At 57.4% G+C, this 13,068-nt stretch carries 14 protein-coding genes and 1 pseudogene; 11 read left to right on the top strand and 4 right to left on the bottom strand.

The window, feature by feature from the left end:
* Nucleotides 1-18 precede the first annotated feature (18 nt).
* On the bottom strand, nt 19-396 hold the full coding sequence (locus tag HWX74_RS15345) for a hypothetical protein (RefSeq protein ID WP_176014372.1): 378 nt from the start codon (nt 394-396) through the stop codon (nt 19-21).
* Nucleotides 397-772: 376 nt separating this feature from the next.
* Between HWX74_RS15345 and xseB the strand changes: the two genes are divergently transcribed.
* The 3 genes from xseB (at nt 773) to HWX74_RS15330 (ending at nt 3,519) form a co-directional block, all read left to right on the top strand.
* Entirely contained in the window at nt 773-1,051 is a 279-nt protein-coding gene (xseB, locus tag HWX74_RS15340; protein ID WP_217704975.1) for an exodeoxyribonuclease VII small subunit, read from the top strand.
* Nucleotides 1,052-1,153: 102 nt separating this feature from the next.
* Nucleotides 1,154-2,635, top strand: a complete 1,482-nt coding sequence (locus HWX74_RS15335) for a hypothetical protein (RefSeq protein ID WP_176014371.1) — start codon at nt 1,154-1,156, stop codon at nt 2,633-2,635.
* Nucleotides 2,636-2,661: 26 nt separating this feature from the next.
* Entirely contained in the window at nt 2,662-3,519 is an 858-nt protein-coding gene (locus HWX74_RS15330) for a polyphosphate kinase 2 family protein (RefSeq protein WP_176014370.1), read from the top strand.
* Nucleotides 3,520-3,531: 12 nt separating this feature from the next.
* Here the strand turns inward: HWX74_RS15330 and HWX74_RS15325 are convergent, their stop codons facing one another.
* On the bottom strand, nt 3,532-4,683 hold the full coding sequence (locus tag HWX74_RS15325) for a glycosyltransferase family 4 protein (protein WP_176014369.1): 1,152 nt from the start codon (nt 4,681-4,683) through the stop codon (nt 3,532-3,534).
* 3 nt (nt 4,684-4,686) lie between these two features.
* A complete protein-coding gene (locus HWX74_RS15320; protein WP_176014368.1) occupies nt 4,687-5,505 on the bottom strand; it encodes an RNA methyltransferase in 819 nt (272 codons plus the stop codon).
* Nucleotides 5,506-5,678: 173 nt separating this feature from the next.
* Between HWX74_RS15320 and HWX74_RS15315 the strand changes: the two genes are divergently transcribed.
* The 8 genes and pseudogenes from HWX74_RS15315 (at nt 5,679) to HWX74_RS20725 (ending at nt 12,442) form a co-directional block, all read left to right on the top strand.
* A complete protein-coding gene (locus HWX74_RS15315; protein WP_176014367.1) occupies nt 5,679-6,461 on the top strand; it encodes a glycosyltransferase family 2 protein in 783 nt (260 codons plus the stop codon).
* Nucleotides 6,462-6,474: 13 nt separating this feature from the next.
* Complete coding sequence (locus HWX74_RS15310; RefSeq protein ID WP_176014366.1) at nt 6,475-8,241, top strand: glycosyltransferase family 39 protein; 1,767 nt, start codon at nt 6,475-6,477, stop codon at nt 8,239-8,241.
* Nucleotides 8,238-9,380 carry a glycosyltransferase family 4 protein gene (locus HWX74_RS15305; protein WP_176014365.1) on the top strand — a complete coding sequence of 381 codons (1,143 nt, stop codon included), beginning with the start codon at nt 8,238-8,240 and terminating at the stop codon, nt 9,378-9,380. Before HWX74_RS15310 ends, HWX74_RS15305 begins: the two co-directional genes overlap by 4 nt.
* Entirely contained in the window at nt 9,361-10,179 is an 819-nt protein-coding gene (gene rfaP / locus HWX74_RS15300; protein ID WP_176014364.1) for a lipopolysaccharide core heptose(I) kinase RfaP, read from the top strand. The genes HWX74_RS15305 and rfaP overlap by 20 nt, the downstream gene beginning before the upstream one ends.
* A complete protein-coding gene (truA, locus tag HWX74_RS15295; RefSeq protein WP_176014363.1) occupies nt 10,172-11,014 on the top strand; it encodes a tRNA pseudouridine(38-40) synthase TruA in 843 nt (280 codons plus the stop codon). The genes rfaP and truA overlap by 8 nt, the downstream gene beginning before the upstream one ends.
* Before the next feature lie 6 nt (nt 11,015-11,020).
* Nucleotides 11,021-11,665, top strand: coding sequence for an ATP-binding cassette domain-containing protein (locus HWX74_RS15290; protein ID WP_176014362.1), 645 nt, complete (start codon nt 11,021-11,023; stop codon nt 11,663-11,665).
* Nucleotides 11,662-12,132 (top strand): annotated as a pseudogene (locus tag HWX74_RS20305) (ABC transporter permease); the annotation flags it as partial. The gene HWX74_RS15290 and the pseudogene HWX74_RS20305, both read left to right, overlap by 4 nt.
* A gap of 25 nt (nt 12,133-12,157) precedes the next feature.
* Nucleotides 12,158-12,442: an ABC transporter permease gene (locus HWX74_RS20725; RefSeq protein ID WP_368506831.1), complete on the top strand. Its 285-nt coding sequence runs from the start codon at nt 12,158-12,160 to the stop codon at nt 12,440-12,442.
* Nucleotides 12,443-12,450: 8 nt separating this feature from the next.
* On the opposite strand, the gene HWX74_RS15280 is transcribed toward HWX74_RS20725, so the two are convergent.
* Nucleotides 12,451-13,068, bottom strand: a complete 618-nt coding sequence (locus HWX74_RS15280) for an MBL fold metallo-hydrolase (RefSeq protein WP_176014361.1) — start codon at nt 13,066-13,068, stop codon at nt 12,451-12,453.

Genomic DNA, 13,068 nt, shown 5'->3' with positions numbered 1-13,068 from the left:
TTCAATATCGAGAAAAACTCAATTTTTTACGAGTTTGAATTGAATAAAATCCTCAAATATCCAATTGTTTTTCAATGTTTTATATACGATATCGAGGAATTTGCGCGCCAAGGCGATATTGACGTTCGCACCTCCCCGCTGACTTTTGACCGCTTCATGAAATGCGTTCAGATAAGGTTCGACGACCACCAGCATTTCCGTGTCGGTAATCGAATCGAAGTGATAACTCAATGCTTTCAAAAGCCCTTTCTCCGTGGACAACTCTTCGCGTTTCAACACGATGAAGTGAGCCGCCAACCGATTGTTGACCTTGTTCTTCAAGGCAGTACGCAGTTGAACCAGTTTTTCCCTGGTCTGCGTCAAACTTGAAATTTTCGCCTGCAAATCGTCTTTCACTCTTACCTCCGGCAATATGTCCTTTCCCAGGAACTCCGCCAACAATTCTGCCTCATACTTGCCTAATTTTCTTCTTGGACATGCTGATGACCTTGAATTTCGATAGATTTACCACCACCAGCCGTCCAAATGCGCCTCATATAAAAATTCAATCTGTACCCTGTCCGTTTCCTAACGTCCAATTTCATCGCCATAAATTACACGATGCAAGCAGCAACCGCGAACGTCAACTATTTATCATACCATCTCCATATTTCAAGTGTTATAAAATACCATAATCCATGAAAAAAATCTAAAGGACGGACAAAATAACTTGAAAAAAGTTTTTCACCGGTTAGTTTTCCTGGACAGAAAAAAACGAAAAGGAATGGTTCATATGACGGAAGCGATGCAGGAACCGGTTGAAGATTTGAAATTTGAAGAAGCGATGGACCGCCTGGAGCGGCTGGTCCAGGAGATGGAATCAGGCGCCCTGCCATTGGAAGAGATGATGGCGCGCTTCGAAGAAGGCGCCAAATTAAGCCGGCTCTGCCGGGCCAGGCTGGATGCGCTGCAAAAGCGAATCGAGATACTGACTTCCGACGACGGCCAGGAGGGGCAATGGGCCGTTTTCGAGCCGGATTCCTCCCGCGGAGCGGCGAACGCGCCATTTTAAGCGACCACGGCGAACAATAAAAAAGCAAACTTTCCGGTTTTGACGATACTTTTTTCCGTCCGGCAGATTATATTGAAGGAAAGCACTTCAAGGGAGAGCGGGATGAAATTATGGATTTTCGGTTGCCGGATGGCATTGTTTGCCTTATTGCTGCACTATGGCTGTACGCCGAGCAGTGTCGGTTCCTACAGTTCCCTGAGCAGCGACGGACAGCCGCTGCACAGCGATTTGACCAAGTGCAGCATGGAATACGAAGGACTGGAACGCAATCCGGTTATCGTCATTCCCGGTCTGTTCGGTTCCCGGCTCGGCGATTCGCTCGACGGGACGGAAGTCTGGGGAATGTTCACGTTCGCCCCCCGCAGCAATATGGATGCGCGGCAGTTGCTGAAATTGTATCATCCGATGCGCCTTGGCACGCCGCTGCATGAACTGCGGGACACCATTCATCCCAACGGAATTCTGGACAATGTCAAGGTTTCCATCATGGGCATCAAGTTCCAGCTCGACGCTTACGATATTTTGATCGCTTTGCTCGACCGGGCCGGTTATCCGCCGGAAAGCGGCAGCCGGCAGAACTATTCCTACCGTTATCCGATGCAATTCGTTTTCGCGTACGACTGGCGGCGCGACATCGTCGAAAACGTTCAGGCGCTGCACGAGTTCATCCAGGAGAAACGCACGTTCCTGCAGCAGGAATATGAGCGGATTTACGGAGTGAAAGATTTCGATGTGCAGTTCGATTTGATCGCCCATTCGATGGGCGGCTTGTTGGCCCGTTACTATCTGATGTACGGTGATCAGGCGCTGCCGGACGACGGCTCCCTGCCTCAACTGGATTGGCGCGGCAGCTTATATGTCGACAAGACTATCATCATCGGCACGCCGAACGCCGGCTATCTGGACACCTGTATCGAAATGACTTCCGGCATGCGCATCGCTCCCGGCACGCCGCTGATGCCGGCGGCGGTGGTGGCCTCGTTTCCTTCCTATTACGAAATGATGCCGCCGGTAAGTACCCGCAGTTTGGTCTACGAGGACGATCCGGCCGGTCCGCCGATCGATATTTTTTCTCCCCAGGTCTGGGTGGACAACCGCTGGGGGCTGATGGATCCGAAGCAGGACGAGGTTTTGAAGCTGCTGCTGCCGTATGCGCAAAACCGGCAGGAGCGGGAAACCATCGCCTTGGATCATTTGAGCAAATGCCTGAAGCAGGCGAAATATCTGCAGCAGGCGTTGCGGGTCCCCTCCTCTCCGCCGGAAGATGTTCAACTGATTCTTTTTCTCGGCGATGCGGTGGAAACCAGCCGGCAGGCGGAGGTCAATCGAAAAACCGGCAACATCCGGGTGTCCCGTTATCAGCCGGGAGACGGCAAAGTGTTGACCACCAGTTGTCTGCTGGATGAACGGGTCGGCGGTCAATGGCAGTACTTTCTGCAGACTCCGATCGACTGGCGCAGTGTCTATGTGATGAATGCGGCCCATATGGGACTGGTCAACAGCAGCACTTTCGAAAGCAATCTGATCTATATTTTGCTGTTGTATTCAACACCGGCGCAAAAACGTGAATTGCAGAATCAATAAGCAGTTGTCAGCAAGGAGGCAGTGATATGGATTTTGTCAAGAAATTTATCGTCCGGCCCGGTTCCCGGATCGATCTCGGTCAGATCGATCCGGATTTCACTGGCGATTACCACGACAAAAGCGAAGCGGAGCAGGAGTTGGCGAAGCACATTGAACGCCTGACCGAGCTGCAGTACAAGCTGTATGCTGAAAACCGCCAGTCATTGCTGGTCATCCTGCAGGCGATGGATGCCGGCGGCAAAGACGGTACGATCAACAAGGTTCTGGCGCCGATGAATCCGCAGGGCTGCCGGGTCCAGAATTTCAAAACGCCGACCGCGCTGGAACAGGCGCACGATTTCCTCTGGCGCGTCCATGCCGTTGTGCCGCGGCATGGTGAAATGGTTGTCTTCAACCGTTCTCATTACGAGGATGTCCTGATCGCCAGAGTGCACAACCTGGTGCCGCCGGAAGAGTGGCGGAAACGCTACGCCTTAATCAATCAATTTGAAGAATTGCTGCAGCAAAACCGCACCAGAATCGTCAAATTCTTTCTGCACATCAGTCCGGAAGAGCAGTTGAAGCGCTTTCTGGCCAGACTGAACGATCCGTTGAAACAGTGGAAGATCAGCGAAAGCGATTACCAGGAACGCCGTTACTGGGAGGATTATCAGCGGGCTTTTGAGGCCGTTTTCGAACGATGCAGCACCGAAACGGCCCCCTGGTACATCATTCCGGCCAATCATAAATATTTTCGCAACCTGGCTGTGGCGGCAATCCTTGAGCATACCCTGGAATCGATGCAGTTCGAACTGCCGCCGACCACCGTCGATCTGGACAAAATCCGGACGCTGGCGGAAACGGAACTGGCGAAATATCGCGACGCGACCGGCAAGCGGGATTGAGAACGCAATCAATCATTTGCCGGCAGTGCGGGATTCGACAATTTTCCGGAACAACGTTTCCAACTGGTTGAAATGATTTTCGCGGGTGAACGGTTTGACCGTTTCCATCGCGGCGGCCCCGTACTGCTCCCGCGCCGTTTGCGGCAATTGCAGGAAGGTGGCCAGCCAGCGGGCCATCCGCTCGACATCCTTCGGCTCGTCGATGACAATCCCGTTGCGATTTTCCTGAACCAGTTCCGCCACGCCGTTGCGGCTGCTGCACAACAGCGGCAAACCGCACCCCATCGCCTGCAACGCGAAGCGGTCGTCGCAGCCGCCGCAGTTGCCCGGGTAGAGAAACAGATCCGCAGCGATCAAATAATCACGCAATTCTTCAGCGCTGCTGCCGCCGACCCAGACGATATCGTCACTGACGCCGCAGCGTTCCGCCTGCGCCAGGAACGGCTCCCGCCGGTCGTCGCCGATGACCAGCAGCAACGTCTCCCGCCGCAGCGCGTCCGGCAGCGCGGCCAGCAAATTGACGGCATTGTCCAGCCCGCTCGGAGCGAAACGGGACGCCGCAAACGCGATGATGAATTTCCGGTCAAGCCGGGCCGCGATACGGGAACCGGTTTTTTCGGCCGCGGTCGCCGGATAACAGGCTTCAAAATTCAAGATATTGCGCAGGATGACGACGCGCTCGACCGGGAACTGATAGTTTGCCATCAGGTTCTGCTGCTGATAAGCGGAGTTGACCAGCGCATAACCGAGATGCCCGGGTCGGAACACGTTTTTTTCCAGCCGCGAGATGGACAGGTTGCGGGGCGAAAAACGCCGAAAAATACCCCCGAGCGACCGCAGATACTCCGCATGCAGCGGCAGCGGCACATTGGCGACATCGGCCGGCCAGGTACGGTTCAGCGCATAAACCACATCGACCGGCTCATGCCGGCGCACCGCCTCCAATTCACGCTGAACATGGCGGTGAAAGCCGTTGTTCCTGGCCCAGCCGGTACTGCGCGGAATTTTGATCCACCGGCAGCGATGGCTCTCGTCGGCCAGAAAGCTTTCGGCGAAAATCAGGATCTGATGACCGCGCTGCAGCATTTCGTCGACGAAGAGACCGGAATAATCCCCGCGCTCCCGTTCCGGGTGAAATTTGATTTTCAACAGGGCAATTCTCATCGTTCAATCCTGCGCGACCCGCCAGTTGCGCTGCCTGGCCGCTTCATACAACAGAATCGTCGTCGCCGTCGCGACATTCAAGGAATCGATTTTGCCGAGCATCGGAATCCGGACGGCGATATCCGCTTCCTCCAGCCACAACTGCGTCAATCCGACCTGCTCGGTGCCGACGACGATCGCCACCGGTTGAACCATGTCAACTTCGGTGAAAATCTGCTCCGCATGCGGAGTCGCCGCCAGCGTGGCGATCCGGTTGGCACGCAGCCAGGCCAACGCCTCGGCACTGGCCGCCTCCGCCAGCGGCACCGAAAACAAGGCGCCGGTGCTGGCCCGGATGACGTTCGGATTGTAAATATCGGTGCATTTGTCGCAAATGATCAGGCCGTCAACGCCGGCCGCATCGGCCGAACGCAGAATGCTGCCCAGATTGCCCGGTTTTTCGACCGCTTCCGCCACCAGGTACAGACCATCCGGCCGCACCGGAATATCCGCCAGCGTATGCCGTTTCATCTTCGCCACCGCAATCAGCCCTTCCGGCCGGTCGCGGTAAGCCATTTTGGCCAGCAGGAACGGTGGAACTTCGAACAGCTTCACCCCGGCGGCCGCCAGGGCCTCCAGCAGCGGATATTCATTGCTGCCCAGGAACATTTCCGGAGCGAAAAAACACTCCGTCAACTCCAGACCGTACTCCCTGGCCCGAGTCAGTTCCCGGTAGCCTTCCAGCACCGTCAACTGCTCTTTTTCGCGGTCGCGGCGCTCCCGCAGCCGGCAGACATGTTTGACGGCGGCGTTGCCGGTGCTGGTTATCCGAGTGACATTCATAAAATCTCTTTCCCAAAAAAAATTGCATCCTGCAGCGTATTAAAGATAACACGATTTCGTTGGTTTGCAAAAAAAAACCATATTTTTCCCCCCGGAACGGCGCCGGGAAAATTGGCAAAAAACGTTTGCGGCGGTATTTTATGGTTTCGCAATATTTTTGTTTAGGAAATCATATGGCTGAATGTAAGTTAACCGTTTTAATCGTTCAATACCAAACTCCGGAGCTGACCAAGTTATGCCTGCGTTCGTTGTGGAAGCATACGCCGCCCGAACGCATCCGGGTTATCGTCGTCGACAACAATTCCCATGATGACTCCATCGACTACCTGCGGAGTTTGCGCAACATTACCCTGATCGAGCGGCCCGGTTCGGCCGGGGAAACGCCGGCGGCAATGCATGCCCGGGCACTGGATTTGGGGCTGCAGCAGGTGGATACCCCTTACGTTCTGTCCATTCATACCGATACGATCATCCGTTCCGACCGCTGGCTGGATTATCTGCTCGGCCGCTTGGAAGCGGAGGAACGCATCGCCGGCGTCGGCAGTTGGAAACTGGAAATCCAATCGCCGCTGAAACGGCTGGGCAAACAGTTGGAAACCTGGTTCCGGCGCCCGCCGGAATCGGAACGGGACGGCCGCTACCTGCGCAGCCACTGCGCATTGTATCGAACCGAACTGATCCGGAAATATACCGACGGTTTTTTCGACGGCGATACCGCCGGCCGCTCCCTGCACCGCAAACTGGTGGAACAGGGCTATCGGATGATTTTTCTCGAGCCGGCCGAACTGATGCGCTATCTATGCCATCTGAATCACGCCACGATGGTGCTCAACCCGGCCATCGCCGGCAAGAAAACCGGCACTCCCGCCGCCCGCCGCCGCATCCGCCGGGCTCTGGACGCATTGGATTACCGGGCAATCCTGGCAGACGATTCGCTGGACCGGACAATGAAATGAATTGGAAACGTTAATGATTATTCCATCCAAATGTAAAATTCCGCTGTTGATCTTTTTTTGCGCGCTGTGCGCCTTCACCACCGGCTTATATTCCGCCGAAATCATCCGGATCAACTGCCGTTTCGCGCTGTTCACGGCCGAAATCGGCCAATACGGCCTCGGTTTGTTTCCTACGCTGTACGGCAAACCGTACACCGATTATCCGTCGACGATGGTCTATTTCATGTACCTGGCCAGTTGGGGCGGCCGTTACATCAACATGCTGACCCTGACGCTGCCGACGGCGCTGGCGGCAGCCTATCTGGTGATGATGACTTACCTGATCGGCCGGAAGATCTCCAAACGGCTGGGTTTGTATGCGGTTTGCTTTTTATTTCTGTCCTTTGAATTTTTATCGATCGCCCGGGCACCCAACCTGGATGTCTTTACCGCGGCGGCGACGATCACCGCTTTTTATCTGATGTATTCCGCCGATTTAAGCGGCAGGCCCTGGTGCTGGCGGCTGGTATGGCTGCCGTTCTGTGTCGCGTTCAGCTTCGCGGTGCGCGGTCCGATGGGTGTTTTGATTCCTGCCGCCGTGATCATCGCTTATTATCTGGTAAACCGGCGCTGGATGGCAACGCTCTGGTCGGCAATCGTCTGCGGCCTGACCGCCTTGCTCTGCATGTGGTTTTTCCTGCAACTCTGCGCCTGGCAGGGCGGCCACAATCTGCTGTGGCTGTTTTTCGACGACCAGATTCTCAGCCGTTTCGGCAGCACCAAGCCGTTCTGGTACTTTTTCACCAATGCGGCCGGCTCCTATGCGCTGACCTATCCGCTGGCACTGCTGGTCATCGTCGTCTACGGCAAAAAATTATGCCGGCAGCGGCCGGATGAAGCGAAACCGCATGAGACTTTGCTGCGATTGCTGGCCGGCTGGATTCTCATCGTCCTGCTGGGCATGAGCATTCCCGGGACCAAACATCTGCGGTATGTCGTGCCGGTGATTCCGGCGATGGCGCTGCTGTGCGGTCTGCTGATGCTCAATTTCGATCATTTGAAATTGTTCGACTGGTTGAAAAAATACCTGCTGCGGGCGGCGGAAGTATTGCCGTTCGCCACGCTGCTCGCCGTCGTCATCAACTTCATTGTATTCCGTTACGGTCTGACGCCTGCAGTCCGGATGCCATTTTTCATGCCGATTCTGATTTGCGGCATCCTCTGCCTGCTGGTCATTCTGACCTTTCACAAATCGAAGCCGTCCTACCGGGAAATGGTTCTGCTGGCGGTGGCCGCCTGTACGATGGTGGTCATCCGGGCGATGATCGTCATGCCGGTCGAGAACGCCGGCGAAAGCAGCCGGCAATTCGTCGCCGACGCCGAACAATCCCGGCGGAACGCCCGTCTGCATTACTATTTCCTCGGCCCGGACGGCGACGAATTGAAATACCTGGTCAACCTGCCGGCGGAAAAGCGCTTCATCGGCCGTTACGTCATTCCGCCGGACCCGCGCCAGCAGCCGACCGATCCCGAGGCTCCAGCCAGCCGGGGCGTGCTGAAATTGATCGATTATTTTCCGAATGACCGCCAAACCGTCTTCCTGCCGCGCTATGACATTCAGGATGACATCTACGCCCTGCTGCAATTCCCTGCGGAAGATTGTTTTCTGACCCGTCAGGAACGTTTCGACGCGCTGCCGGCCGACTTGAAGAAACATTTCGAAGTGGTTGCGGCCGGCCAACTGGGCCATCAGGACGGCGTCATTTTCCGGCGGAAAAAAGTGACGGAAACGACGCAATGAAACTGGCGTTCGCTCTGTTCAAATATTTTCCTTACGGCGGCCTGCAACGCGATATGCTGCGGCTGGCGGAAGAGTGCCGCCGGCGCGGCCATGAAATTACCATCTACGCCCGCGAATGGCAGGGGGAAATTCCGGACGGCTTTGCCGTGCGCCTGCTTAAACCGAAAACCCGCAGCAACCATGCCCGGGCGCTGGAATTCGATCGGCAACTGCGCCAGGCGGTCCGCCAGGATCGGCCGGCGTTGCTGATCGGTTTCAACCGTTTGAGTTCGCTCGATGTTTACTTCGCCGCCGACAATTGTCTGCAGGCCTGGGCGCGCCACAACCGCAGTTGGCTCTATCGCCGCTTCCCGCGTTACCAGGCCTACCAGCATCTGGAAGCGGCGTTGTTCGCACCGTCGAGTCCAACGTTGATCTTCAGCCTGACGGCGCGGCAGGAACAGGAATATCAACACTATTACCAGACCGCGCCGGAGCGTTTTTTCCGGCTGCCGCCGGGGATGCCGCCGGACCGCCGCCGGACCGCTGACGCCGAAGCAATCCGAATTGCCAAACGGCAGGAATTGGGCCTGGAGCCGGACCGGCGGCTGATTCTGCAGGTCGGTTCCGGCTTCAAAGCCAAAGGAGTGGCGCGGGCGATCCGGGCCGTCGCCGCCCTGCCCGCCGCTTGGCGGCGGCAGGTTAGCTATCAGGTCGCCGGCCGCGACAATCCGGCCTCCTTGCAGAAACTGGCCCGGCAATTGAACGTTGCCGACCAGGTGAAGTTTCTCGGTCCGCGCGATGACATACCGGCGTTGCTGCAGGCTGCCGACCTGATGCTGCATCCGGCGGTCAATGAAGCGGCGGCTACCGTTTTGATTGAGAGTCTGGCCGCCGGGCTGCCGGTATTGTGCAGCGGCGCGACCGGCTATTCGGAATATATCGAGGCGGCCGGCTCCGGCGTGGTATTGCCGGAGCCGTTCGACCAGACGGAATTGGACCGGCAATTGGCGCGGCTGTTATCCGGCGAAGCATTGGCTTGCTACCGCCGCAAAGCGCTTGACTTCGCCGCCGGCCATGATTTGTGCAACCGGCACCGGGTGGCTGCCGACCGCATTGAACAGCTACTCAAGGAGCGTTATGAAGCTGTTTCTGGATAATTTCTTTACCGAACTCTGGCGCGGGCGGGAGCCGTTTGGCGCAGTGGAACAACTGACCGGCGAAGAATTCCGCAATGTCAAAAGCCGCCGGACCATTCGTTTCGTCATCGACGGGCGCGGTTTCTTCCTGAAATTCCACCGGGGCGTCGGTTGGCGGGAAATCTTTAAAAATCTGTTGCAGGGCAAACGGCCGGTATTGGGCGCCGGCAATGAGTTTGCGGCGCTGAAGTGTCTGAAGGAGTGGCAGATCGAGACGATGACCCCCTGCGCGTTCGGGGAGCGCGGCTGGAATCCGGCGCGGCTGGAATCCTTTTTGATCACGGCGGAATTGACCGACTGCATCAGCCTGGAGGATTTCTGCCGGCCCTGGCCGCAGGAGCCGCCGCCGTTTGCGCTGAAAAAAGCGCTGATCGAATCACTGGCCCGAACCAGTCGGACTTTGCATCGCAACGGCTTGAATCACCGGGATTACTATCTCTGCCATTACCTGCTGGATCGCCAGGCGTCGGCGGCCGGTCGACTGCGCCTCTATTTGATCGACCTGCACCGGGCGCAACTGCGCCGTAAAACGCCTTACCGGTATGTGGTCAAGGATGTTGCCGGCTTATGGTTTTCGGCGATGGATATCGGTTTGACGCGCCGTGACCTGCTGCGTTTCATGCGCCTTTACCGCAACCGGCCGCTGCGCGACATCCTGCAGCAGGATGCCGGTTTCTGGCGGACCGTCGATCGGACGGCACGCAAACTGTATTGCAAGGAATTCCGGCGCCAGCCGGCCGTCGGAGCATTCGATGAGTGAAACGACGGCATGCGACATTCCGCCGGAACAGCCGGCCGGCCGGCTGTTGCTGGAAATCAGTTTCGACGGCAGCGAATACGCCGGCTGGCAGATTCAACCGCATTGCCGGACTGTGCAGGAGGTGTTGCAGAGCATCCTGTCGAAATTGTTCGCCGGCGCGCCGATTCATCTGACGGGCAGCAGCCGGACCGATGCCGGCGTCCATGCGTTGGGGTTCGCCGCCAGTTTCACCTACCCGCACCGGCCGATTATTCCAATGGAAAAGCTGAAGCAGGCTTTGAACCGGCTGCTGCCGGGCGCTATCCGCATCCGGAAGATCACCGCAGTGCCGCTGGAATTTCACGCCCGGTTCGACGCAGTGGGCAAAGCCTACACTTATGTTTTGAACCGCGGGGAAGAAACCCCCTTTTCGGGGAAGTATTCCTGGCACCTGCGGCAGCCGATCGATCTGGCGGCGATTGCCGCCGCCGCCGGCTGTCTGGAAGGAACGCATGATTTTTCCTCTTTCGTCGTGGAGCGCAAGAAAATCGACGACGCGGTGCGGACCATCTATGCGATCGAACTTGCCGAGTTCGGCGATTTCATTTGCCTGACGTTCAAAGGCAACGGTTTTCTCTACAAGATGATCCGTTGTCTGACCGGAACGCTGGAGGCGGTCGGCGCCGGCCGGCTGACGCCGGATGAGGTGCCGCGTATTCTGGCGGCCCGCAACCGGCTGGCCGCCCCGGATACCGCGCCGGCCCACGGGCTGTTTCTGATGAAAGTATTCTACCAACAGCCGGCCCTGCAGGAATTCCGGCTCCGGCAGGTACCGTTTTTCATCGGAGCGGAATGACGGAAAATGCTGCGGCTACGCCAACTGACGGTAGCGAGAAACGATCAGATCTTGCTGCAGGACATCAATCTGGAACTGGCACCCGGCAGCAAGACGCTGATCGTCGGACCATCGGGCAGCGGCAAATCCTCGCTGCTGGCCACCATTGCCGGACTTCTGGAGCCGGCCGCCGGTGAAATTTATGTCGACGGCATCCGGCAGACGGCGGACAATTTGGCCGGGTTACGCCGGCAGGTGGCCATTATCGAACAGGAACCGGTGCTGGCGGCAGCCACCGTCCGGGAAGCGCTGTTGCTGCCATTCCGTTTCAAAGCCAACGCCGGACGGCAACCCGACGGGCAGCGGCTCCGGCAGGTGCTGGAGGAGCTGAATTTATCCGCACAGTTGTTGAATCGCCGCTGTCATGATCTCTCCGGCGGAGAAAAACAACGGCTGGCCATCGCCCGGGTGCTGCTGCTGGACCGGCGTTTGATCCTCGCCGACGAAGTCACTTCCGCCCTGGACGACGCATCCTGCGAGGAGGTGAGCCGTTGTTTGATGCGCCCGGCCTTGACTGTTCTGGCGGTTTCCCATGATGAGCGGCTCTTCGAACTTTTTCCGGCGATTTATCTGGCGGTTGACCGGAAACTGGTGCGAAAGGACAGGCGATGAACGCGACAGTCGATATCGGGCTGGGCGGCCTGCTGGCCGTTTACCTGTTGCTCTTTATCCCGTTGTGGTTCAACTGGCGTTTGAAGCTTGGCCTGAACAAAGAGTTGCTCTGGACGGTCCTGCGGATGAGTGTGCAGTTGCTGCTGGTCGGCTATTACCTGGAATATCTGTTTCGCTGGAACCGGCCCGGGTTGAATCTGCTCTGGCTTCTGGTCATGCTGCTGGTCGCCAACGTAACGACGCTCAAACGCAGCAAACTGCCGGTCCGGCAACTGCTGCTGGGTGAAACGGTCGCCTCCCTCGGCGGGTTCGGTGTCATCCTGCTTTATTTCATGCTGATGATCCTGCAGGTAAAGCCCTGGTATGATGCGGCCTATCTGATTCCGGTCGGCGGCATGATTCTGGGCAATACCATGCGCAGCAACGTGATCGCTCTGGAGCGCTTTTACAACGGACTGCACGGAACGGCAACGGGAATTCACCGCCCTGCTGTTGCTGGGCGCAACTCCGCAGGAAGCGGCCAGGCCGTTTTTTGCCGAAGCTCTGCGGGCGACCCTGCTGCCGCAGTTGACGACGATGGGAACGCTCGGCATCGTTTCATTGCCGGGCATGATGACCGGTCAGATGCTCGGGGGCGTTTCGCCGCTGCTGGCCATCAAATACCAACTGGCAATCATGATCGCCATTTTAGTCGCCATGCAGTTATCGGCTTATTGCAGTTTATGGTTGAGCAGCCGTTCGGCCTTCGATTGCCGCGGCAATCTGAAATTCCATTGAACAATCGTTCAAAGCGTTTTCATCGCTTCGCTGAACGCCGCCAGGCTCTGGCGCTTCAAATAGGGATTGCGCCGCTTTTCCTCTCCCAGTTGCGTCACCGGCAGATGGCCGTAGTTGTGACCGGAATAAACCGGCAGTGAGTCCGGCAGCGGATAGATCACCTGCTGCAGCGAACGGTACAGTTCTTCCGTCTTGCCGTAGCCGCAGCAATCGACGAACAACGTATCGCCGGTAAACAAACCGTCGTCATCGCTCAAACGGTAACAAACACTGTCCGGGCTGTGCCCGGGGGTATAAAGCACTTCGACGAAACCGGTTCCCAGCGGCAGCCGTTCCCGGTCTCCGGCCGCCCGGAAAGGAATCGGCAGCGACGCGGCCGGATGCGCCACCACCGGCGCCGGAAACATCGCCAGGATCGCCGGCCAGTCGCCGAAATGATCCCGATGGCTGTGGGTGAGAAAGATATAACCCGGCTGCAGCGCGACCGGGACCGCCGCAATCGCCCGCCGGATGACGGCAAGCTCACCGGTCGGATCGACCAGCGCCGCCCGCCCCTCCCGCGTATAAAACAGGTAGGAAAAATTGTCGTCAAAGCCGCCGACCTCCAATTGCCGCACGACGAACAC

It is taken from the genome of Victivallis sp. Marseille-Q1083, assembly GCF_903645315.1.
Taxonomy (GTDB): Bacteria; Verrucomicrobiota; Lentisphaeria; order Victivallales; family Victivallaceae; genus UMGS1518.
Note: the sequence above shows the minus strand (reverse complement) of the source record. Positions and strands in the feature narration are given on the sequence as shown.